Raw genomic sequence first — 22,211 nt, 5'->3', positions numbered from 1 at the left:
GGCCGGGACACCGCGCGGCCATGAAAAAACCGCCCGAAGGCGGCTTTTCCATGGACTGTTGCGGCGCTCAGGCCTGCGGGCGCATGTGCGGGAACAGGATCACGTCGCGGATCGACGGCGAGTTGGTCAGCAGCATCACCAGGCGGTCGATGCCGATGCCTTCGCCGGCGGTCGGCGGCATGCCGTATTCCAGGGCATTGATGAAGTCGGCGTCGTAGTGCATCGCCTCGTCGTCGCCGGCGTCCTTCTCCTTGACCTGCAACATGAAGCGCTCGGCCTGGTCCTCGGCGTCGTTCAGCTCGGAATAGGCATTGGCGATCTCGCGGCCGCCGATGAACAGCTCGAAGCGGTCGGTGACGCTCGGGTCTTCGTCGTTGCGGCGGGCCAGCGGCGAAACCTCGAAGGGGTAGCGGGTGATGAAGTGCGGCTGCTCCAGCTTGTGCTCCACCAGTTCCTCGAAAATCATCACCTGCAGCTTGCCCAGGCCTTCGTGGCCGAGGACCTTGGCGCCGGCCTTCTTGGCGATGGCCCGCGCCTTCTCGACGTCGTTGAGGTCGGCGGCGGTGATCTCCGGGTTGTACTTGAGGATCGAATCGAACACCGACAGGCGCACGAACGGCTCGCCGAAGTGGAAGACCTTGTCGCCGTAGGGCACGTCGGTGGTACCGAGTACCGCCTGGGCCAGTTCGCGGAACAGTTCCTCGGTCAGATCCATGTTGTCTTCGTAGTCGGCGTAGGCCTGGTAGAACTCGAGCATGGTGAACTCGGGGTTGTGCCGGGTCGAGACGCCTTCGTTACGGAAGTTGCGGTTGATCTCGAAGACCTTCTCGAAACCGCCGACCACCAGGCGCTTGAGGTACAGCTCCGGGGCGATGCGCAGGAACATGGCCATGTCCAGCGCGTTGTGATGGGTCTCGAACGGCTTGGCCGCGGCGCCGCCGGGGATGGTCTGCAGCATCGGGGTCTCCACTTCGAGGAAACCGCGCTCGCTGAGGAAACGGCGGATGTGGGCGATGACCTGGGAACGCACGCGGAAGGTGTGGCGGGTTTCCTCGTTGACCATCAGGTCGACGTAGCGCTGGCGGTAGCGCTGCTCGGTGTCGGTCAGGCCATGGTGCTTGTCCGGCAGCGGACGCAGCGACTTGGTCAGCAGGCGCACGCTGGTCATGTCGACGTACAGGTCGCCCTTGCCCGAGCGGGCCAGCACGCCTTCGGCGCCGATGATGTCGCCCAGGTCCCAGGTCTTGATCTCGGCCAGGGTTTCTTCCGGCAGGGTCTTGCGGTTGACGTAGACCTGCAGGCGCTCGCTGCTGTCCTGGAGGACGATGAAGGAACCGCGGTTGAGCATGATCCGACCGGCCACCTTGACCGGGATCGCTGCGGCTTCCAGCTCTTCCTTGGTCTTGTCGGCGTACTGTTTCTGCAGGTCCGCGAAGTAGGCGTCGCGGCGGAAGTCGTTGGGGAAGGCGATGGCCCGGGCTTCGCGCACGGCGGCAAGTTTTTCCTTGCGCTGGGCAATCAGCTTGTTTTCTTCCTGTTGCAGTTCGTGCTGGTCGAGTTGTTGGTCGCTCATGGTCTTGGTGGTTCCTGGTTAGGCTCTCTTGCCTGTGGAAACGGATTGCGCAACAGGGGCGAAAAGCGTAGCGAACGCCGGCCAGGCAAGGCGGGAAATGGCGAGGACACGGAGTTCACGATCGTAAAAAACGAGCAGTCCGAACCATTTTCCAACGCGGCCTGGCCAGGCGCAGCAGCTTTACAGCCCCTGTTTGAGGCTGGCTTCGAGGTATTCGTCTAGATCGCCGTCGAGCACCTTGTCGCAGTCGCTGCGCTCGATACCGGTACGCAGGTCCTTGATCCGCGACTGGTCGAGCACGTAGGAGCGGATCTGATGGCCCCAGCCGATGTCGGACTTGGAGTCCTCCAGGGCCTGGGACGCGGCGGTACGCTTCTGCATTTCCAGCTCGTACAACTTGGCCCGCAGCATCTTCATCGCGGTGTCCTTGTTGGCGTGCTGGGAGCGTTCGTTCTGGCACGCCACCACGGTATTGGTCGGCACGTGGGTGATCCGCACCGCCGAATCGGTGGTGTTCACGTGCTGACCGCCCGCGCCGGAGGAGCGGTAGGTATCGATGCGCAGGTCGGCCGGGTTGATCTCGATCTCGATGTTGTCGTCGATTTCCGGCGATACGAACACCGCGGTGAACGAGGTGTGGCGACGGTTGCCGGAGTCGAACGGACTCTTGCGCACCAGGCGGTGCACGCCGATCTCGGTGCGCAGCCAGCCGAAGGCGTACTCGCCCTTGATGTGCACGGTGGCGCCCTTGATGCCGGCGACCTCGCCCTCGGACAGCTCGATGATAGTGGCGTCGAAGCCGTGCTTGTCGGCCCAGCGCAGGTACATGCGCAGCAGCATGTTGGCCCAGTCCTGGGCCTCGGTGCCGCCGGAGCCGGCCTGGATGTCCAGGTAGGCGTTGTTCGGGTCCATCTCGCCGCTGAACATGCGGCGGAACTCCAGCTTCTCGAGGATCTCGCGCAGACGCTCGACTTCGTTGGCAACGTCGTCGACGGCACCCTCGTCGTCTTCCTCGACCGCCATGTCCAGCAGGTCGCGGGAGTCGGCCAGGCCGCTGGTCAGGTCGTCCAGGGTTTCCACCACCTGCGCCAGCTGGGCGCGCTCGCGGCCGAGGTTCTGGGCGTATTCGGGGTTGTTCCAGACGTTGGGGTCTTCGAGCTCGCGGTTTACTTCGACCAGGCGATCATGCTTCTGATCGTAGTCAAAGATACCCCCGAATGGTCTGGGTGCGCTCGGAGAGGTCCTTGATGCTGTTGAGGATCGGGTTGATTTCCATGGCTGGCGCTCACTCGCGGGAAAACGTCGAAAAGCTGCGAAGTATACTGCACTTGCGCCCCACAGGCAGTACGCCGGCCTCTATTTAATGCCGGCCGGCGACGCATGGCCGCCGCGCGCCGCTCAGCCCGCCGGGGCCGGCGGCACCGGCTGTTCCATCAGGCCGACCTGGTTGCGGCCATTGTTCTTGGCCTGGTAGAGCGCCTGGTCGGCCATCTCGATGAGAACCCGGAAGGTTTGCCCGCCGCCGCCCGGCACCAGGGTGCTGACGCCGATGCTGACGGTCAGGTGCGAGCCCGGGCGTGGCTGGTCGTGGCTGATCTGCAGGCTCTCCACCGTGCGCCGGACCTTCTCCGCCAGCAACCGTGCGCCGCCCGGCGAGGTGCCCGGGAGGACCATGGCGAACTCCTCGCCGCCGTACCGAGCCGCCAGGTCCGAGGAGCGACTGCAGCCCTCGCGGATGGCCCCGGCGACCTGGCGCAGGGCCTCGTCGCCGGCGACGTGGCCGAAGGTGTCGTTGTAGCTCTTGAAATAGTCCACGTCGATCATCAGCAGCGACAGTTGCGACTGCTCGCGCAGCGAGCGGCGCCACTCCATCTCCAGGTATTCGTCGAAGTGACGACGGTTGGAGAGCCCGGTCAGGCCGTCGGAGTTCATCAGCCGCTGCAGCACCAGGTTGGTCTCCAGCAACTGCTGCTGGCTCTCGCGCAGCGCCCGATAGGCCTCGTCGCGTTGCTGCAGGGCGATGTACGAACGCGAGTGGTAGCGGATCCGCGCCACCAGCTCGATGGCGTCAGGCAGCTTGACCAGGTAGTCGTTGGCGCCGGCGGCGAACGCCGCGCTCTTCACCGTCGGCTCTTCCTTGGTCGACAGGACGATGATCGGGATGTCGCGGGTCGCCGGGTTGCCGCGGTAGGCAGCGAGCAGCGTGAGGCCGTCGACGCCGGGCATCACCAGGTCCTGGAGGATCACCGTCGGCTTGATCTGGTTGGCCACCGCCACCGCCTGCTGCGGATCGGAACAGAAATGGAAGTCGATGCCCGCCTCGCTCGCCAGTGAGCGACGCACAGCCTCTCCGATCATGGCCTGATCATCGACAAGCAGTACCATGACCGCGCCGTCCAGAGGGGCGCCCAGGTCGGTCTTGCTCTCATGAGGGTTGTGCATGTTTCTCTCCGGGACCGGGGCCCCTCGTATCAAATTGAATGCTGTTCCACGCACCGCCGCGGCGGGCGCCGGCGCCTACCCTGGCGCCTGGCCGGAGTCGAACCCGGCTAATCGAATACCTCCGCCAGGCGCGGGGCGATCTTTTCCAGGGAAAGGATCTGCACCGCTGCATCGATCGCCGCCGCGGCCTTCGGCATCCCGTAGACTGCGCAACTGGCCTGGTCCTGGGCGATGGTGAGGAAACCGCGCTCGCGCATCTGCTTGAGGCCCTGGGCGCCGTCGCGGCCCATGCCGGTCAGCAGCACGCCCACGGCATCGCCACGCCAATAATTCGCCACGCTCTCGAAAAACACGTCGATGGACGGCCGGTAGACGAAAGAACGCGGTTCGGCGGTGTACACCAGCGAACCGTTGCGCAGCAGGCGGATGTGATTGTTGGTCCCCGCCAGCAGGATCTGCCCCGGTATCGGCGGCTCGCCATCGCGCGCCAGGCGCACCGGCAGCTTCGATTCGCTGGCCAGCCATTCGGCCATGCCGGCGGCGAAGACCTCGTCGACATGCTGCACCAGCACCACTGCGGCATTGAAACTGGCCGGCAGTTGCTTGAGCAACACCGCGAGCGACGCCGGACCGCCAGCCGAAGCGCCGATCGCCACCAGACGCTGGCGCGCCCCGCCGGCCTTCGGCGGCACCACCTGGACCTTGCCACGGTTATCGCGCTGGCCGATCAGCCAGCCGACGTTCTGAATCTTGCGCAACAACGGCGCCGCCGCCGTTTGCGGGTTGCCGATGCCCAGCGCCGGCGTGTTCACCGCATCGAGCGCCCCATATCCCATCGCTTCGAAAACCCGGTGCACATTCTGCTCGATATCGACGGTAACAATCACGATCGCGCAAGGACTTTCCGCCATGATCCGACGAGTTGCCTCGACGCCGTCCATCACCGGCATGAGCAGGTCCATCAGCACCACGTCGGGCGTATTGGCGGCGCACTGGGTCACCGCCTCGGCACCGTTGCTGGCGACCCAGACGATCTGGTGCTGCGGCTCGAAGGCCAGCGCGCGGCGCAGCGCCTCGACGGCCAACGGCATGTCATTGACGATTCCGATCCTCAACCCTGTGCTTCTCCGATCAGGACGACGACGGCATCCAGCAAGGCCTCATCGTGGAAACTGGCCTTCGCCAGATAATAGTCGGCGCCGGCGTCGAGACCGCGCCGACGGTCCTCCTCACGATCCTTGTACGACACCACCATCACCGGCAGCGACTGCAGGCGGCTGTCGCGACGCACCAGGGTGACCAGTTCGATACCGTCCATGCGCGGCATGTCGATATCGGTGATGAGCAGGTCGAAATGCTCCGAGCGCAGGGCGTTCCAGCCGTCCATGCCATCCACCGCCACTGCCACGTCGTAGCCGCGGCCGAGCAGGAGCTTGCGTTCCAGCTCACGCACCGTGAGCGAGTCGTCGACCACCAGGATGCGCTTGCGTTGCGCCCCGCCGGCCTGCCGCCGGCTGCGATCGATGCGCTCCAGGCGGCCGCTGCTGAGCAGCTTGCCGACCGAATGCAGGAGGTCCTCGACGTCCAGGATCAGCACCGGCGAACCGTCGTCCAGCAAGGCGCCGGCGGAAACGTCGCGCACCTTGCCCAGGCGCGGATCGAGAGGCATCACCACCAGGGTACGCTCGCCGACGAAACGCTCCACGGCGACGCCGTAGACCGCATCGCGGTCGCGCACCACTACTACCGGGATGGCCCCTTCGGTGCGGCTGCTCTCGGGCCGCTGCAGCAGTTGCGCAGCCGAGACCAGGCCGACATGGCGCCCCTCGTACCAGAAGTGCTGGCGACCTTCGAGCTGGACGATCTCCTCCGCTTCCAGCTCGCACATGCGCTCGATGTGCGCCAGCGGGAAGGCGTAGGCCTCCTCGCCGATCTCCACCACCAGGCTGCGCACCACGGACAGGGTCAGCGGCACCTCGACGTGAAACAGCGCTCCCTGCCCCTGGCGTTGCTCCATGCGCACGCCGCCGCGCAACTGGCGGACCATGTGCTGCACGGCGTCCAGTCCGACGCCGCGACCGGACACCTCGGTGACCTGCTCGCGCATGCTGAAGCCGGGCAGGAAGAGAAACGCCAGGAGTTCCTCCTCGCTCAGTTGCGCCACGGTCTCGGCGGTGGCGAACTGGCGATTGAGCACGGTCTCGCGCAGGCGCTGCAGATCGATGCCGCCGCCGTCGTCGCTCAGTTCCAGGACCAGCATGCCGGCGTGGTGGCGGGCGCGGATGGTGATCCTGCCCTCGGCCGGCTTGCCGGCGGCGAGGCGGGTTTCCGGCGCCTCGATACCGTGATCGACGGCATTGCGTAGCAGGTGGGTGAGCGGCGCTTCGAGTTTTTCCAGGACATCCCGGTCGACCTGGGTGCTTTCGCCCTCGACCAGCAGGCGCACCTGCTTGCCCAGCGAGCGGCCCAGGTCGCGAACCATCCGCGCCTGGCCGCTAAGGACGTCGGCGAATGGCCGCATCCGCGAGGCCAGCGCCGCGTCGTAGAGCACCTGGGCACGCTGGCCGCCCTGCCAGGCGAACTCGTCGAGATCGGCGATGTGCTGCACCAGCATCTGCTGGCATTCGCCAATCAGTTGCCGCGCCTCGCCGAGCATGGCCTGGGCCTGCGGGTCGAGGGCGGTTTCCTGGACCGTCTCGCGTACCACGTCGAGCGCGCGGCTGGCGCTGGACTGCAGGCGACGCAGGCGTTGCAGGGAATCGGCCAGCGGCTTGATGCGCTGGAACTCCACCAGCGACTTGCTGGAGATATCCAGCAGCCTGTCCAGGCGTTCGGCGGTGACCCGCAGGACCCGGCTGCGGCGCTCCTCGGCCTGTTCGCCGCCCGCCTGCCCGGCGGGCTCCTCGTCGTTGTCGTCGCTGGCGGCCGCTGACGCCGCTGGCGGCGCCTCGGGGACCGCTTCCGGCAGACCGGGAGTCGTCGCCGGCAGCTCCGCGCGGGCCAGCGGCAGGCCGCTGCGCACCAGGCCTTCGAGACGCAGCACCAGGCCGTCGATCTCTTCCCGCCCGGCGCCTTCGGCCCAGCCTGCGTCGCCGGCTGGCGGGGTGCCGATACGCAGCAACAGGTCGCAGCCCTGGAGCAACGCATCGATATGTTCCGATTGCAGGAGCAGGCGTCCGTCCTGCGCCTCCACCAGGCAATCCTCCATGACGTGCGCCACGCGCACGCCGGCGTCCAGCCCGACGATCCGCGCCGCGCCTTTCAGCGAGTGCGCGGCGCGCATGCAGGCTTCCAGTTGGTCGGCCTGGGTCGGGCTGCGCTCCAGCGCCATCAGGCCGGCGTTGAGCACCTGGGTCTGGGCCTCCGCCTCGAGCCGGAACAGCTCGAGCAGCGACGCGTCTCTCATCTGGTCCGGGGTCATGCCAGGCTCCGCGCTACGGCTTGCAGGAGAGGGCCTTCGTCGAGCAGGGTGATGCTCCGCTCGCGCCATTGCAGCACGCCGGCCACGTGCCGGCGCGAGGCCTGACCGTCGGCGTGGTTGGGCGGCAGTATCCGCGCCAGCGGAATCGCATGGATGCCGTCGACTTCCTCCACCGGCGCCACCACCGGACCGCCGGCGGCGGAAATGATCAGCATGCGCGGAACTACCCGTCGCTCGCTGACCGGCGCGGCGCCGGGTTCGAGATCCAGCAGTTCGCCGAGGGAAAGGCAGGCGACCAGCGCGCCGCGCACGTTGGTCACCCCTTGCAGGGCGCGCGAGCGCTGGTGCGGCAGGGAATGGATAGGATTCATCGGCGCCACTTCCACCAGGCTGCCGGTGGCCAGGCCGAACCACTCTTCGCCCAGGCGGAACACCAGGATCGAACGCGTCTCGCCGAGGTCGCTCTGTTCGCGCTGGCTGTCCATCGTTTCGGCGCTGTCGAGCTGGTCCTGGCGCAGGGCGATGCGGTCCAGCAAGTAGGTCGCCGCGGCAGCGTAAACCTCGCAGTTGCGGCAATGGACATGCTCGGCCAGGCGTTCGCAGGACTTGTCGCCATGCACGCCGATGCGGTTCCAGCAGTCATCCACCTGTTGGGTATCGAGCAAGGTCAGGCTCGCCTCAACCATCTTTGTTCACTCCACGGGCCGCACGTTGCTGCAGGCGCCGGGCGCCGGCATGGTCGCCGCGAGCGGCGAGCAGCGCCGCCAGGTGCGCCAGCGCCTCGGCGTGCTGCGGCTCCAGGTACAGGGCCTTGCGGTAGAAATCCTGGGCTTCCTGCTCCTGCCCGGCGACATCGCTGAGCAGCCCGAGCCAGTAGAAGACCGTGGCCGACGGCCCACGCGCGGCCAGTTGGCGCTCGCAGGCGGCGCGCGCCTCGCGGTGCTGGCCGGCATCCGCCAGGCGGGCGATTTCGTCGAACTCGCCGACGGGACTGGCGAGGGGCTGGCCGCTGGCTGGCGGAACCAGGCTGGATAGCCGCTGGCGCGGTTTCGCCGGTGGCGGCGGCGAAGGCCGAATACTCGCACGCTCCACGGCGGCGGCAACGACCGGGCGCGCTCCGTCGCTCACCGCTTTGGGCCGCGCGCCGCGGGGCGCCTCGCTGGTCCGGCGGAACACGAAAGACAGCGGCACGCCGATCGGCTGCATGCCGTGCTGGCTGAGCAGGCTCGCCTCGGCCGGACCGATGAACATCGCGCCGTCCGACCGCAACAGGCGCTTGAGCACCTCGACCACCTCGCTCTGGGTCGGGCGGTCGAAATAGATCAGCAGGTTGCGACAGAACACGAAATCGTAGGGTGCCTCACCCGCCAGTAGCCCGGGATCGAGCAAATTGCCGCAGCGGAAGCGCACCTTGCGGCGAACCTGCTCGGCCAACTGGTAGCCCTCGGCGACCTCGCTGAAATGGCGGTCGCGAAACCCCAGTTCGTCGCCGCGGAAGGAATTCCTGCCGTACACCCCGAGGCTGGCGCGCTCGATCACCCGAGCGCTGACGTCGAGGGCGTCGACCTCGAACAGGTACTCGGAGAGCCCGGCATCGAGCAAGGCCATGACGATGGAATACGGCTCCTCGCCGGTGGAACAGGGCAGGCTGAGGATCCTTAGCTGTCTGGACTCGTGGGATCATGTACCCATGCGTAGCTGGCCGCTCTTCAAGGCCAGACACGTTTTGCGTACACTGTTCCAATCCGACTCTTCACTGGCAACTCGATGACCCAGGCACTGCACAGCCAAGCCCGTACTACCCACCTGATCCGTGAGGAAATCAGGAACTCGACGCTCCCGCAGGCCGAACTGGCCAGGATGTACAACGTCACCCGCCAAACCATCCGAAAGTGGCAAAACCGCGAGTCTCCTGAAGACAAGTCGCATGCGCCGAACAAGATGTACACGACGCTCACGCCCGAGCAGGAGCTCATCGTGGTGGAGCTGCGCAAGACGTTGCTGCTGCCCACGGACGACCTGCTGGCGGTCACGCGCGAGTTCATCAATCCAGCCGTCTCGCGTGCCGGCCTGGGACGTTGCCTGCGCCGCCACGGTGTCTCGGATCTACGTAACCTGGTCGAGCAGGAAGGCACTGCGCCCGCCACGAAAAAGACCTTCAAGGACTACGAGCCGGGCTTTGTGCACATCGACATCAAGTACCTGCCGCAGATGCCCGACGAGACGGCAAGGCGCTATCTCTTCGTTGCCATCGACCGTGCTACGCGCTGGGTCTTCATCGAGCTCTATGCCGACCAGACCGATGGCAGCAGTGGCGACTTCCTCAACAAAGTCCAGCAAGCCTGTCCCGTCAAGATCGTCAAGCTTCTGACCGACAACGGCAGCCAGTTCACCGACCGCTTCACGGCTGGCGGCAAGAAGAAGGAACCCAGCGGCACACACGTGTTCGACCGCCTGTGCAAGCAGCTCGGCATCGAGCACCGGCTCATCCCGCCTCGTCATCCGCAGACCAACGGCATGGTGGAGCGCTTCAACGGTCGTATCAGCGACATCGTCAACCAGACCCGTTTTGGTTCAGCTGCCGAACTGGAATCGACGCTGCGCAATTACGTCAAGATCTACAACCACAGCATTCCGCAACGCGCGCTCCAACACAAAACACCCGTTCAGGCGCTCAAGGAATGGCATGAAAAACGCCCTGAATTGTTCAGGAAACGCGTGTATAACCAGCCGGGTCTTGACACTTAGCGCGCGTCCGCCGCCCAGGCTCGGCAGGCGCTCGAAGGCCAGCCTGGCGAGGGTGGTGAACGACTCCGGGTAGCGGAAGAACCAGGTCTCCGGCACCACCACCGCTTCGATCAGCGCCTGCACCTCGCCCGGCGAGCCGTTCAGGCGCATCCAGTATTCGTCCTCGTCGTGCAGCGCGAGGCCGCTCATGCGCTGGCGTACCGCGCGCTCGATCACCGCGCTGCCCACCGAGCTGGCATCCAGGCCGATCCTGCTCTTGAGCAGGCGTTCGAAGCGATCGTTCATGCCGTCCCCTCGCCGCACTCCGGCGGGAACAGCAGGGCGCGCACTTCGTCGGGCAGCAATGCCTCGACCCGCACCCATTGCACCAGTCCCCGTGGTCCTTCATAGACCGGACCGAGATAGCGGGCCCCGCCGTTGTCCAGGCCATAGTCGCGGAACGCCGACGGTTCGCAGCGCAGGGTATCGGTGGCCTGTTCGAGGATCAGTCCGAGCCAGACCGGCTCCCGGTCCTGGCGGGCGCGGTATTCGACCAGCACGATGCGCGTGCTGGTGCGGGCCAGCGCCGCGCGGCCGAAGGCCATTGCGCAGAGGTCGAGCACCGGGACCAGGACGCCGCGATGGGAGAACACCCCGGCGACCCATTCCGGCGCCTCCGGAATGCGCTTCAGGCGCAGCAGCGGCAGCACTTCGACCACTTCGCGGGCATCCAGGGCATAGCGGTCGCCTTCCATGCGGAACAGCAGGAACAGCTTGCTGGTGCGTCGATGATCGCCGGTGGAGCGGGACACGGTCACAGCCTCAGACTTTGAAGCGGGATACGCCGTTGCGCAGCCCGTTCGCCACCAGGTTCAGCTCATCGATGGCGAAGCTGGCCTGGCGCAGCGACTCCACGGTCTGCCCGGTGGCCTCGCCCAGTTGCACCAGCGCCTGGTTGATCTGCTCGGCACCGGTAGCCTGGGCCTGCATACCCTCGTTGACCATCTGCACCCGCGGCGCCAGCGCCTGCACCTGCTGAATGATCTGCGACAGTTGCTCGCCGACCTGGCCGACCTCGGCGATACCGCGGCGGACCTCCTCGGAGAACTTGTCCATGCCCATCACCCCGGCCGATACCGCCGACTGGATCTCGCGCACCATCTGCTCGATGTCGTAGGTGGCGACCGCGGTCTGGTCCGCCAGCCGGCGCACCTCGGTGGCCACCACGGCGAACCCGCGGCCGTACTCGCCGGCTTTCTCCGCCTCGATGGCGGCGTTCAGCGAGAGCAGGTTGGTCTGGTCGGCGACCTTGACGATGGTGGTGACCACCTGGTTGATGTTGCCGGCCTTCTCGTTGAGGATCGCCAGCTTGGCGTTGACCAGGTCGGCCGCGCCCATCACGTGGTGCATGGTTTCCTCCATGCGCGCCAGGCCCAACTGGCCGGAACCGGCCAGGGTCGACGTCTGCTCGGCGGCGCCGGAGACTTCGCTCATGGTCCGCACCAGGTCGCGCGAGGTGGCGGCGATCTCGCGAGAAGTGGCGCCGATCTCCGTGGTGGTCGCGGCGGTTTCGGTGGCGGTGGCCTGCTGCTGCTTGGAGGTCGCGGCGATCTCGGTGACCGAGGTGGTGACCTGCACCGAAGAACGCTGGGCCTGCGACACCAGGCCCTTGAGCTCTTCGGCCATGCCGTTGAAACCGGTCTCGATGGCGCCGAATTCGTCACGCCGGCCGAGGTTCAGGCGTGCGGTGAGGTCGCCACCGGCCATCAGGTCGAGGCTGCGGACGATCTTCTGGATCGGCTGGGTGATCGCCCGCAACAGCAGGAACCCGCAGATGCCGGCTACCACCACCGCCAGCAGCAGGGTCACCAGCATGCTCAGTTCGGCATCGTCCACCGCGTTTACGATGTTGTCCGAGGCGCGGTCGGCGATGTCCTTGTTCAGCTCGATCATCTCGTTGAGGTACTTGCGGCCCTCGCGCCAGTGCTCGGTCAACGGGCCGGCGACGAGCTTGCCGGCTTCCTCGAAGCGCTTCTCGCGGTAAAGTTCGAGCACCTTGTCGTGCTGCTCCAGGTAGTCCTTGCGCACGGCCTGGAAACCGGCGAGCAACTCGTGGTCGCGGGCCTCGTCCGGGTTCATGGTCTTCTGGTAGGAGGCGATCTGCTGGTCCAGACGCTCCTCACTGGCGAGGATGCTGTCGGCCTCGGCCTTGCTCAGCTCGTGGTCGTCGGTGATGCCAAACAGTTCCTGGGTCTGCAAGTAGTTGTCGGTCCACGAACTGCGTACCAGCGTGATGAAGTACATCCCCGGCATGGCGTCGTCCTGGACACGGTAGGCGCCCTTTTCCACCGTCAACATCTTCACGTACGCAGTAGCGGCCATCAGCAGCATGATCGCGATGATCACGGCGAAACTTGCCAGGATTCGCTGGCGAACAGTCCAGTTCTTCACATTTTTCCCCAAGACTCGAGTCCGGATTCGTTCCTGCCGCCACAACGGCCCGTCAATCGCGCGGACTGTATAGGCCGTCCCCGGCACCGGCAAGCAGCGCCATAGGGTTTTCCCGCTATTGTAGGCGCTGGAAAGGCGTTTTTTGACGCCAGAAGTGTGGCAGAAAGAGAAAGAAAGAAAACTGGCATGCCAGACTTTTCTGAGAAGACAGGCTCATCACGGAGGGAATGTGCGCCCCGTCCCCATGCCGGGAACGGGGCGCGATTTCACCGGTGGATGTCGGTATGGCGGGTTTCGCGGAGGAACAGCAAGGCGCAGACCAGGCTACCGCCGGTGATCAGCACCGGATACCAGAGGCCGTAGAAGATGTCGCCGGTGTACACCACCAGGGCGAACGAGACCGTGGGCAGGAAGCCGCCGAACCAGCCGTTGCCGATGTGGTACGGCAGGGACAACGAGGAATAGCGGATGCGGGTCGGGAACAGTTCGACCATCAGCGCCGCCAGCGGGCCATAGCAGAGGGTGGAGATCAGTACCAGGGCGAAGATGATGGCGATCACCATCGGCTTGTTCACCTGGCTGCCGTCGGCCTGCTGCGGATAGCCTGCCGTCTTCACCGCGGCCGCCATCGCTTCGGCGTCGAAGCCGGCGATCTCGGTCTCGCCGATCCGCACCCTGACGTCGCTGCCGGCGGGCGCCGCCACCGTCGAGTAGGGCAGGCCGGCCTTGACCAGGAAGGTCTTGACCTTGTCGCAGGGGCTGTCGAAGGTCGCCTTGCCTACCGGGTCGAACTGGAAAGTGCAGGTCGCCGGGTCGGCCACCACGCTGATCGGCGACTGCCGGCTGGCCTGGTCGATGGCCGGGTTGGCGTAGTGGGTCAGGCCCTTGAACAGCGGGAAGTAGAACAGCGTGGCGAGCAACAGGCCGGCCAGCAGCACCGGCTTGCGGCCGATGCGGTCGGACAGCCAGCCGGCGACGATGAAGAACGGCGCGCCAAGCACCAGGGCGACGATCAGCAGACCGTTGGCGGTGCCGCCATCGACCTTGAGCACCTGGGTAAGGAAGAACAGCACGTAGAACTGCGCCGTGTAGAAGGTCACCGCCTGGCCGGCATTGATGCTGAACAGCGCGGTCAGCACCACCTTCAGGTTGCCCCACTGGGTGAAGGACTCGCGCAGCGGCGCCTTGCTGACCTTGCCCTCGGCCTTCATCTTGAGGAACGCCGGCGACTCGCGCATGGACAGGCGGATCCAGGTGGAGATGCCCAGCAGGACGATGGACAGCAGGAATGGCAGGCGCCAGCCCCAGGTCTCGAACTCGTCGCCGGTCAACTGGCGACAGGCCAGGATCACCAGCAGCGAGAGCAACAGGCCGAGGGTCGCGGTGGACTGGATCCAACTGGTGTAGCTACCGCGCTTGTTCGCCGGGGCGTGCTCGGCGACATAGATCGCCGCGCCGCCGTACTCGCCGCCCAGGGCCAGGCCCTGGAGCATGCGCAAGGTGACCAGGATGATCGGCGCGGCGACCCCGATCGAGGCATAGGTGGGCAGCAGGCCGACAGCGAAGGTCGACAACCCCATCAACAGGATGGTCACCAGGAAGGTGTACTTGCGCCCGATCATGTCGCCCAGGCGGCCGAACACCAGCGCGCCGAAGGGCCGCACCAGGAAGCCGGCGGCGAAGGCCATCAGGGCGAAGATGAAGGCCGTGGTGTCGTTGACGCCGGCGAAGAACTGCTTGCTGATCACCGCCGCCAGGGCGCCGTAGAGGAAGAAGTCGTACCACTCGAAGACCGTGCCCAGCGAGGAGGCGAAGATCACCTTGCGCTCCTCCTGGGGCGTGGTCGCAGGCACTGTGTAGGAAGGGGTCGTTGCGTACTCGGTCATTGCGGCTCTCCCGCCCCTTGTGGGGGCTCTTATTGTTGTCTGCCATTTCCGTTTTCAGCGTCGACCGCTGCGGCGCCGGGCGCCACGCGATACGGGGTGTAGCGATCCTCAGGCCTCCACCGCCTCCTTGCCGCCGGCCGCCATGGCGCTTTCGACGACCTGCGGCGCGGCCTCGCGGCGGCGCTCGGCGAGAATCATCTGCGCCGCCTTCTCGGCGATCACCAGCACCGGCGAACAGGTGTTGCCGGAGGTCAGGCTGGGCATGATCGAGGCATCGGCGATGCGCAGGCCGGGGATTCCGTGCACCCTCAATTGCGCATCCACCACCGCTTGCGGCCCCTGGCCCATGCGGCAGGTGCCGGCAGGGTGGAAGATGGTGGTGCCGATCTCCGCCGCAGCGCGCTGCAGTTCCTCTTCGCTGCGGTATTCCGGGCCGGGCTTGTATTCCTGCGGACGGAAGGCGGCCAGCGCCGGTGCGGCGGCGATGCGGCGGGTCAGGCGTATGGCGTCGGCGGCGACCTTCAGGTCGCGCGGATCGCTCAGGTAGTTGGGCTGGATCGACGGCGCCTCGCCCGGGTCGAGCGAGCGGATGCGCACCGTCCCCCGGCTGTGCGGGCGCAGGTCGCAGACCGACGCGGTGAACGCAGGGAAGGCATGCAGCGGCTCGCCGAAGCGATCCAGCGAGAGCGGCTGGACATGGTATTCGAGGTTGGCCGAGGGCTGCTGCGGATCGGAGCGGGCGAAGGCGCCCAGTTGGCTCGGCGCCATCGACAACGGCCCGCTGCGGCTCGCCAGGTAGCGCAGGCCCATGCCCAGCTTGCCCCATAGGCTGCCGGCGATCTGGTTGAGGGTGGGAACGCCGTCGACCTTGTAGATCATGCGCAGTTGCAGGTGATCCTGGAGATTGCCACCGACCCCGGGCAACTCGTGGACGACCCCGGCGCCGAGCCGCTCCAGCAGGTCCCGCGGGCCGATCCCGGAGCGTTGCAGCAGGCACGGCGAACCGATCGCGCCGGCGCTCAGGACGATCTCGCGGCGCGCCTCGAAGCGCTGCTCGCGGCCCTGCCAACGGACCGACAGGGCCCTGGCGCGGCCGTCCTCGAGGAGCACTCGCTGGACTTCGGCATGGGTCAGAACCGTCAGGTTGGCGCGCTGGGCGATGCCGCGCAGGAAGCCTTTCGAGGCATTCCAGCGCACCCCGCCGCGCTGGTTGACCTGGAAGTAGCCGCAGCCTTCGTTGTCGCCACCGTTGAAATCCTCGACGCTGGCGATGCCGGTCTGCGCCGCCGCCTGCTGGAAGGCATCGAGCAGCTTCCAGGAGAGCCGCTGGCGTTCTACCCGCCATTCGCCGCCGGCGCCGTGCATTTCGCTGGTCCCGGCGAAATGGTCCTCCATCCTGCGGAACAGCGGCAGCAGTTCTCTCCAGCTCCAGCCCGGATTGCCTTCGGCCACCCACTGGTCGTAGTCGCGGGCCTGGCCACGCATGTAGATCATGCCATTGATCGAGGAGCATCCTCCGAGCACCTTGCCGCGCGGGTACTTCAGGGAACGACCGTTGAGCCCGGGGACCTCGTCGGTGTCGAAGCACCAGTCGGTACGCGGGTTGCCGATGCAGTAGAGGTAGCCGACGGGAATGTGGATCCAGGGATAGTTGTCCGGGCCGCCGGCTTCCAGCAGCAGGACACGGTTGGCAGGGTCGGCGGAAAGCCGGTTGGCCAGCAGGCAGCCGGCAGGTCCGGCACCAACGATGAGGTAGTCGTAGGTATCCAGTACCTCGGGCATGGCGAGCCTCGTCTTGTCGTTCTTGTGATGGGCCGTCGGACCTGCGGATGACCGGCAAGTCTCGAACGGCTTGAGGCTAGTCGTTCATTCGCGATAAAAAAACAAACGTTTCGGGGCAGCTATTGTTCGTTTTCTAACAGCCCCCCCCCTCGGCCCGGCAGAAGGCGCTCCCCATGTTCGACTGGAATGACCTGCGTTTCTTCCTCGAGTTGCAGCGCAGCGGTCGCCTGCTGACCGCCGCCAAGCGTCTCGGCACCACTCACGCCACGGTGGCCCGGCACATCGAGAACATCGAGCGCGACCTCGGCACCCAACTGTTCGCCCAGCACACCGGCGGCTACCAGTTGACTCCGGCCGGCCAGGCGCTGCTCAAGCACGCCGAGGCGATGGAGAACACCGCGCTGCTCGCCCAGGAAGAAATGAGCCAGAGCATCTCGCCGCTGGGGCAGATCCGCATCGGCGTCACCGAAGGCCTCGGCAGCGTCTTCCTCGCTCCGCGCCTGGCGCAATTGATGCGCCACTACCCGGGCCTGGAGGTCGAGCTGGTCTCGGTGCCGCGCTTCGTCAGCATCACCAACCGCGAAGCGGACATCGCCATCTCCCTCGACCGGCCGAGCGCCGACCTGGTGATCACCCGCCTGCTGACCCGCTATCGCCTGGCGTTGTTCGCCAGCCCCGCCTACCTGGAACAGGCGCCGCCGCTGCGCGACCGCGACGACCTCGGCAGGCACCAGTGGATCGGCTACGTCGACGACCTGCTGTTCAGCCAGGAACTGATGTTCCACCACAGTTTCTGCCGCCACCCGCAGGTCGTGTTCCGCAGCACCAGCGTGGTCGCCCAGCAGCAGGCGGCACAGGCCGGCATCGGCCTGGCGATCCTGCCGCACTTCATGGGTAGCCGCGATCCGTTGCTGGTACCGGTGCTGCCCGAGGAAAGCATCCAGCGCGAGTACTGGATGAGCACCCGGCGGGAGCTGCACCGCTCGGTGCGCCTGCGGGTGGTCTGGGACTTCCTGCTGGAGCTGTGCCAGCGCGAGCGAGAGGTTCTGCTCGGCCCTTCGACAACGCCGCCGCCATGATGGCGGCGGTTATCCGCGGAACGACGCTCCGCCGTCTCAGGCCAGGCGTTGCAGCGCCTGTCTGGCCTGGTTCTCCAGCTCCAGCTTGAACGAGGGTTCCAGGCGCAGCTGCCGCGCCAGCTCCTCGAGGTAGGAGCGCTCCATGAAGCTTTCCTCGTCGACCATCAGCAGGCTGGCCAGGTACATCTCCGCGGCGATCTCCGGGGTGCTCGCGGCACGGGCGATCTCGGCCGGGTCCAGCGGCTTGTTCAGCTCGCGCTCCAGCCAGCCCTGCACCTCGCGGTCGCTGGTCAGCTTGGCCACCTCGCCTTCGATCATCTGCCGTTCGCGCTCGTCGATGTGGCCGTCGGCCTTGGCCGCACCGACGATGGCCTGGAGGATCGCGTGGCTATGCACTTCGGCCTGGGCTTCCGGCAGGCGGTCGACGGTCTGCGGCTGCGCCTGCGGCGCGGCGCCGTTCTGTTGCTGCTGCCAGTTGTTGTAGGCCTTGTAGGCGATCACCCCGAGCGCGGCGAGGCCGCCGTAGGTGATCGCCTTGCCGCCGAACTTGCGCGCCTTCTTGTTTCCCAGCAGCAGGCCGATGGCGCCGGCCGCCAGGGCTCCGCCGCCGGCGCCGGAAAGCAGGCTGCCGAGCTGTCCGCCGCCGCTGGCGCCGGGCTTGCCGCCGGACTTGTTCTGCAACATTTCCTGCCCGGACTTGAGCAATTGGTCGAGCAAACCACGGGTATTCATGAGGAACCTCCAGGACGTTCGGTAACAACCGGATTCGACCGACTCTAGCCCTTCGCGTCCGCGCTGCCCGCCGGGAGTTTGCTTCGAGATATTGCCGGCCTCCCCGGACACCGTGGCAAAGCGCGACACATGTCACATTTCTCCAGATAGAGGCCTAGTGCCAGCAGAAAGCCCTTCGACGCGCCGGCATGGCCCTCTAAACTCCGCGCCCGCCCGCGACTGCGGGTCGGCGTCCGACGCCAGCCGCTCCGCGCGCATTCGCAACAGCAATCTGTGAACATGGCTCCCCCGAGCCACCCACTGCCTCGCAAAGGACTTCCCATGACCATCTCCCGCCGCGACTTCCTGAACGGCGTAGCCCTGACCATCGCCGCAGGCCTGACCCCCGCCGAGCTCCTCCGCGCCGCCCCCGGCGGCCGCTACTATCCGCCCGCGCTCACCGGCCTGCGCGGTAGCCATCCGGGCGCCTTCGAAGTCGCACACCAGATGGGCTGGGAGAAGAAGACCTTCGATGTCGACCACCTGCCGATCGAAGAGGAATACGACCTGGTGGTGGTCGGCGGCGGCATCAGCGGCCTCGCCGCCGCCTGGTTCTATCGCGAACGGCACCCCGCGGCGCGCATCCTGGTCATCGAGAACCACGACGACTTCGGCGGCCATGCCAAGCGCAACGAATTCCAGGCCGGCGGGCGCACTATCCTCGGCTACGGCGGCAGCGAGTCGCTGCAATCGCCGAACGCCCTCTATAGCGAAGACGCCAAACACCTGCTGAAACGCCTGGGCGTCGAGCTCAAGCGCTTCGAGACAGCCTTCGACACCGACTTCTACCCCGGCCTGGGCCTGTCCCGCGCGGTGTTCTTCGACAAGGCCAGCTTCGGCGTGGACAAGCTGGTCAGCGGCGACCCGACGCCGATGGTTGCCGACGAGGTCCCCCGCGATCGTCTCAATGCCCGCTCCTGGCGCGCCTTCATCGGCGACTTCCCGCTGAGCCGCGAAGACCGGGAGGCGCTCATCGCGCTGTACGAGTCACCTCGCGACTATCTTGCCGGCAAGAGCGTGGAAGAGAAGGAAACCTACCTGGCGAAGACCAGCTACCGCGACTACCTGCTCAAGAACGTCGGGCTCTCGGAAACCTCGGTGAAGTACTTCCAGGGCCGCAGCAACGACTTCTCTGCCCTCGGCGCCGACGCCCTGCCGGCGGCCGACGCATACGCCGCCGGCTTCCCCGGCTTCGACGCCCTCGGCCTGCCGCAACCCAGCGAGGAGGCCCAGGCGGAAATGGACGAGCCGTACATCTACCATTTCCCCGACGGCAACGCCTCGCTGGCTCGGCTCATGGTGCGCGACCTGATCCCCGCGGTGGCGCCGGGCCGAGGCATGGAGGACATCGTCATGGCCCGCTTCGACTACTCGAAGCTGGACCTCGCCGGGCACCCGGTGCGCCTGCGCCTGAACAGCACCGCCGTCAGCGTGCGCAACCGCGCCGGCGGCGTCGATGTCGGCTACAGCCGCGCCGGCCGCCTGCACCGGGTACGCGGCAAGCACTGCGTGATGGCCTGCTACAACATGATGGTGCCGTACCTGCTGCGCGACCTCTCCGAGGAGCAGGCCCACGCGCTGAGCCAGAACGTCAAGTTCCCGCTGGTGTACACCAAGGTATTGCTGCGCAACTGGCAGGCCTGGAAGACCCTCGGCATCCACGAGATCTACGCGCCGACCCTGCCCTACTCGCGGATCAAGCTGGACTTCCCGGTCGACCTCGGCAGCTACCGGCATCCACGCGACCCGCGGCAGCCGATCGGCGTGCACATGGTCTACGTGCCGACCACCCCGAACGCCGGCATGGACGCCCGCACCCAGGCTCGCGTAGGCCGCAGCAAGCTCTACGCGATGAGCTTCGAGCAACTGGAAAAGGACATCCGCGACCAGCTCCAGGCCATGCTCGGCCCGGCGGGCTTCGACCACCGCCGCGACATCACCGGCATCACCGTGAACCGCTGGTCGCACGGCTACTCCTACTTCATGAATACCCTCTACGACGACGAGGCGGAAAGCGAAGCGCTGATGGAACTGGCGCGAAGCAAGGTCGGCAATGTCGCCATCGCCAACTCGGATGCGGCCTGGGATGCCTACGCCCATGCCGCCATCGACCAGGCGGTGCGGGCAGTCCGCGAACTGGGTTGAAGGACGGCGACGGCAGCGGAACCCGCGCTGCCGTCGCGCCCTTCCGATGTCCAGCAAGACTGACAGAAATGTACTGACAGCGATTTCAACCCCTACTCCACGAAAGCCGTTCAAAGACCCTATGTTTCTCGGCCTCCCCTCGAAATAACCTAGGGAAAACACATAGGAAATTTCCTACTAGCATTCAGAAAAGTCCTGATTAAACCGACAGACACCATCGCTAGAATTCGAGCCCGTCCGGAGCTGCCTCCTGGCGGATTATCCGCCTGCCGGCGTTGCCGGTAGCCGCTGCGGAAACCTCCACCTCGATCGGGTTCGATTTCATGAAAACACGCGTCATCCTCGTCGACGACCACGCCCTCACCCTGATCGGCATGCGCTATCTGCTGAGTGCGTACGACGACCTGCGGATCGTCGCCCAGGCCCAGGACGCCGATGGCTTGCTGGCGCAGCTCGAAGCGCACCCCTGCGACCTGCTGATCACCGACCTGATGATGCCCGGCAGCCAGCAGGCCGACGGCTTGCGCCTGGTGCAGAAGGTCCGGCGGCGCTATCCGGACCTGCCGATCATCGTCGTCACCATGCTCGGCAACCCGGCACTCGTTTCATCCCTGCTCAAGCTGGGCATTCACGGCCTGGTGAGCAAACGCGGCATGCTCGACGATCTGCCCAAGGCGATCCGCCACGCCGGCCGTCGACCATTCATCTCGCGCTCCATCGCACACCTGCTGGAAGTGGGCGAAGCCGAGCACGGCAAGCCGCTGGCCAGCCTCGAACAACTCACCCCGCGCGAAGTGGAAGTGCTGCGCCTGTACGGCAGCGGCCTGGCGGTCGGGGAAATCGCCATCCGACTGTGCCGCAGCAAGCAGACCATCAGCGCGCAAAAGAGCAGCGCCATGCGCAAGCTTGGCCTGGACAGCAATGCCGGACTCTTTATCTACATCCGGGAAAACGGCCTGGCCTGAGCAGCGCGGCCGCGATATGTCCGCCCCGCCAGCCCGCTTCGCAAGGTCCGCGCAGCCGCTAGAATGTCCCGCAGCGCCGGGCGTCTTCCGTGCCCGCCTCCACCAAAGGACTCTTTTCACATGGACCGTAACCGCCGCCTCTCCGCCCGACTCTGCCTCCTGCTGCTGGGACTCGCCAGCCAGGCCGAAGCCCGCGAACCGCAGCCCTGCGCGTCGCGACTGCTTGACGCCGTAGCCAGGCAGGTCGGCCACGATGGCTGGATAGCCCCTTCGTACGAATCTTCCGGTCCGTTCCTCGCCGTGGCCTGCAAGCCCTGGCCGGACGACCCCGCGCAGACGGTGATCGCCATGGCCTACCTGGATCCGGGCGACACCGCCGTGGAAGGCGAACGCCACCCGCATCTGCTATTGGCCAAGGCCGACAGCCGCAGCGGCAGGCTGCTCGAACGCTACGACAGCGACTTCGAAGAAGACGCGTCCGTCGCCGTCGGCAGCGACAGCCTCTGGCTGGACACCGCGCGCTATCGCCTGAGCCCGACGGTGCGCGCCTTCGGCGTGGTATTCCATAGCGTGGCGCGTGGCGCCAGTTGTCCGGAAGCCGGCTTCGACAACCTGCTGACCCTGGTGGTGCCGGCCGGCGAAGGCAAGCTGCGGCCGGTGCTCAATACCTACCTGGACCAGTGGAGGACGCTGAAAGGCTCGGTCTGCTCCGCCGAGCCCGGGTTCGAACAGGAAGTCTCGCACCTGACCCTGGAACTCGGCCGCGGACGCTCCAACGGCTTTGCCGACCTGGTCATCACCTCGCGGGTCAGCGACGGCGAAACGGAGAACGGCAAACCCTTGCGCACGGTGAAGCGCACGCTGCGCTATGACGGCGAGCGCTACCCGTTCGAGGAGTATTCGGACTTCTGGCACCGCCAGTGAGGGGAGACCGTGGCCAGCAGCCACGGCGAAACAGCGGAACCGCGC

16 protein-coding genes and 2 pseudogenes are annotated in these 22,211 nt (G+C 66.4%); 5 read left to right on the top strand and 13 right to left on the bottom strand.

Going from position 1 to position 22,211, the window contains the following annotated elements; translation table 11 throughout:
• Nucleotides 1-67: 67 nt before the first annotated feature.
• From lysS to ACM0M4_RS07425, 7 genes and pseudogenes are all read right to left on the bottom strand, one after another.
• Complete coding sequence (gene lysS, locus ACM0M4_RS07455) at nucleotides 68-1,573, bottom strand: lysine--tRNA ligase (RefSeq protein ID WP_003103728.1); 1,506 nt, start codon at nucleotides 1,571-1,573, stop codon at nucleotides 68-70.
• Nucleotides 1,574-1,753: 180 nt separating this feature from the next.
• Nucleotides 1,754-2,849, bottom strand: a protein-coding gene (gene prfB, locus ACM0M4_RS07450) for a peptide chain release factor 2 (protein WP_010895661.1) whose coding sequence is annotated in 2 segments (ribosomal slippage) — nucleotides 1,754-2,776 and nucleotides 2,778-2,849 — 1,095 coding nt in all. Because the reading frame shifts where the segments join, the coding sequence is not laid out codon by codon here.
• A gap of 122 nt (nucleotides 2,850-2,971) precedes the next feature.
• A complete protein-coding gene (gene wspR, locus ACM0M4_RS07445; RefSeq protein ID WP_003103734.1) occupies nucleotides 2,972-4,015 on the bottom strand; it encodes a Wsp signal transduction system regulator diguanylate cyclase WspR in 1,044 nt (347 codons plus the stop codon).
• Between the two features lie 107 nt (nucleotides 4,016-4,122).
• Nucleotides 4,123-5,130 carry a Wsp signal transduction system protein-glutamate methylesterase WspF gene (wspF, locus tag ACM0M4_RS07440; RefSeq protein WP_014602558.1) on the bottom strand — a complete coding sequence of 336 codons (1,008 nt, stop codon included), beginning with the start codon at nucleotides 5,128-5,130 and terminating at the stop codon, nucleotides 4,123-4,125.
• Nucleotides 5,127-7,436 (bottom strand): Wsp signal transduction system sensor histidine kinase WspE, encoded by a 2,310-nt coding sequence (gene wspE / locus ACM0M4_RS07435; RefSeq protein ID WP_003103736.1) that lies wholly within the window; start codon nucleotides 7,434-7,436, stop codon nucleotides 5,127-5,129. Before wspE ends, wspF begins: the two co-directional genes overlap by 4 nt.
• On the bottom strand, nucleotides 7,433-8,122 hold the full coding sequence (locus ACM0M4_RS07430; protein ID WP_003103738.1) for a chemotaxis protein CheW: 690 nt from the start codon (nucleotides 8,120-8,122) through the stop codon (nucleotides 7,433-7,435). Before ACM0M4_RS07430 ends, wspE begins: the two co-directional genes overlap by 4 nt.
• Nucleotides 8,115-9,104: pseudogene (locus tag ACM0M4_RS07425) on the bottom strand (CheR family methyltransferase); the annotation flags it as partial. The pseudogene ACM0M4_RS07425 and the gene ACM0M4_RS07430, both read right to left, overlap by 8 nt.
• A gap of 99 nt (nucleotides 9,105-9,203) precedes the next feature.
• Here ACM0M4_RS07425 and ACM0M4_RS07420 point away from each other — a divergent pair.
• Nucleotides 9,204-10,184 carry an IS481-like element ISKpn27 family transposase gene (locus ACM0M4_RS07420; RefSeq protein ID WP_223723632.1) on the top strand — a complete coding sequence of 327 codons (981 nt, stop codon included), beginning with the start codon at nucleotides 9,204-9,206 and terminating at the stop codon, nucleotides 10,182-10,184.
• Here ACM0M4_RS07420 and ACM0M4_RS07415 read toward each other — a convergent pair.
• The 5 genes and pseudogenes from ACM0M4_RS07415 to ACM0M4_RS07395 form a co-directional block, all read right to left on the bottom strand.
• Nucleotides 10,176-10,469, bottom strand: a pseudogene (locus ACM0M4_RS07415) (CheR family methyltransferase); the annotation flags it as partial. The gene ACM0M4_RS07420 and the pseudogene ACM0M4_RS07415 sit on opposite strands and share 9 nt — an antisense overlap.
• Nucleotides 10,466-10,981: a chemotaxis protein CheW gene (locus ACM0M4_RS07410; protein ID WP_003106290.1), complete on the bottom strand. Its 516-nt coding sequence runs from the start codon at nucleotides 10,979-10,981 to the stop codon at nucleotides 10,466-10,468. The pseudogene ACM0M4_RS07415 and the gene ACM0M4_RS07410, both read right to left, overlap by 4 nt.
• A gap of 4 nt (nucleotides 10,982-10,985) precedes the next feature.
• Complete coding sequence (gene wspA, locus ACM0M4_RS07405) at nucleotides 10,986-12,614, bottom strand: Wsp signal transduction system chemoreceptor WspA (protein ID WP_003113844.1); 1,629 nt, start codon at nucleotides 12,612-12,614, stop codon at nucleotides 10,986-10,988.
• A gap of 266 nt (nucleotides 12,615-12,880) precedes the next feature.
• Entirely contained in the window at nucleotides 12,881-14,500 is a 1,620-nt protein-coding gene (locus tag ACM0M4_RS07400) for an MFS transporter (RefSeq protein WP_003106293.1), read from the bottom strand.
• 108 nt (nucleotides 14,501-14,608) lie between these two features.
• Nucleotides 14,609-16,282, bottom strand: a complete 1,674-nt coding sequence (locus tag ACM0M4_RS07395; protein ID WP_009876940.1) for a GMC family oxidoreductase — start codon at nucleotides 16,280-16,282, stop codon at nucleotides 14,609-14,611.
• A gap of 173 nt (nucleotides 16,283-16,455) precedes the next feature.
• Here ACM0M4_RS07395 and ACM0M4_RS07390 point away from each other — a divergent pair, with 173 nt between their 5' ends.
• Complete coding sequence (locus ACM0M4_RS07390) at nucleotides 16,456-17,361, top strand: LysR family transcriptional regulator (RefSeq protein ID WP_003106297.1); 906 nt, start codon at nucleotides 16,456-16,458, stop codon at nucleotides 17,359-17,361.
• A 36-nt stretch (nucleotides 17,362-17,397) separates the two neighbouring features.
• On the opposite strand, the gene ACM0M4_RS07385 is transcribed toward ACM0M4_RS07390, so the two are convergent.
• Nucleotides 17,398-18,093: a tellurite resistance TerB family protein gene (locus ACM0M4_RS07385; protein ID WP_003106298.1), complete on the bottom strand. Its 696-nt coding sequence runs from the start codon at nucleotides 18,091-18,093 to the stop codon at nucleotides 17,398-17,400.
• Between the two features lie 321 nt (nucleotides 18,094-18,414).
• On the opposite strand from ACM0M4_RS07385, the gene ACM0M4_RS07380 reads away from it, so the two are divergent.
• From ACM0M4_RS07380 to ACM0M4_RS07370, 3 genes are all read left to right on the top strand, one after another.
• Nucleotides 18,415-20,277, top strand: a complete 1,863-nt coding sequence (locus tag ACM0M4_RS07380; protein WP_221345516.1) for an NAD(P)/FAD-dependent oxidoreductase — start codon at nucleotides 18,415-18,417, stop codon at nucleotides 20,275-20,277.
• A 323-nt stretch (nucleotides 20,278-20,600) separates the two neighbouring features.
• The gene (gene ttsR, locus ACM0M4_RS07375; protein WP_003092560.1) at nucleotides 20,601-21,242 is read left to right on the top strand and encodes a two-component system response regulator TtsR; all 642 of its coding nucleotides are present in this window, start codon (nucleotides 20,601-20,603) and stop codon (nucleotides 21,240-21,242) included.
• A gap of 120 nt (nucleotides 21,243-21,362) precedes the next feature.
• Complete coding sequence (locus ACM0M4_RS07370; RefSeq protein WP_003113840.1) at nucleotides 21,363-22,166, top strand: hypothetical protein; 804 nt, start codon at nucleotides 21,363-21,365, stop codon at nucleotides 22,164-22,166.
• Nucleotides 22,167-22,211 lie beyond the last annotated feature (45 nt).

Source organism: Pseudomonas sp. 18-147 (assembly GCF_051048045.1).
Taxonomy (GTDB): Bacteria; Pseudomonadota; Gammaproteobacteria; order Pseudomonadales; family Pseudomonadaceae; genus Pseudomonas; species Pseudomonas aeruginosa.
The sequence above is the reverse complement of the archived record's forward strand: the minus strand, read 5'-3'. Positions and strand labels throughout refer to the sequence as shown.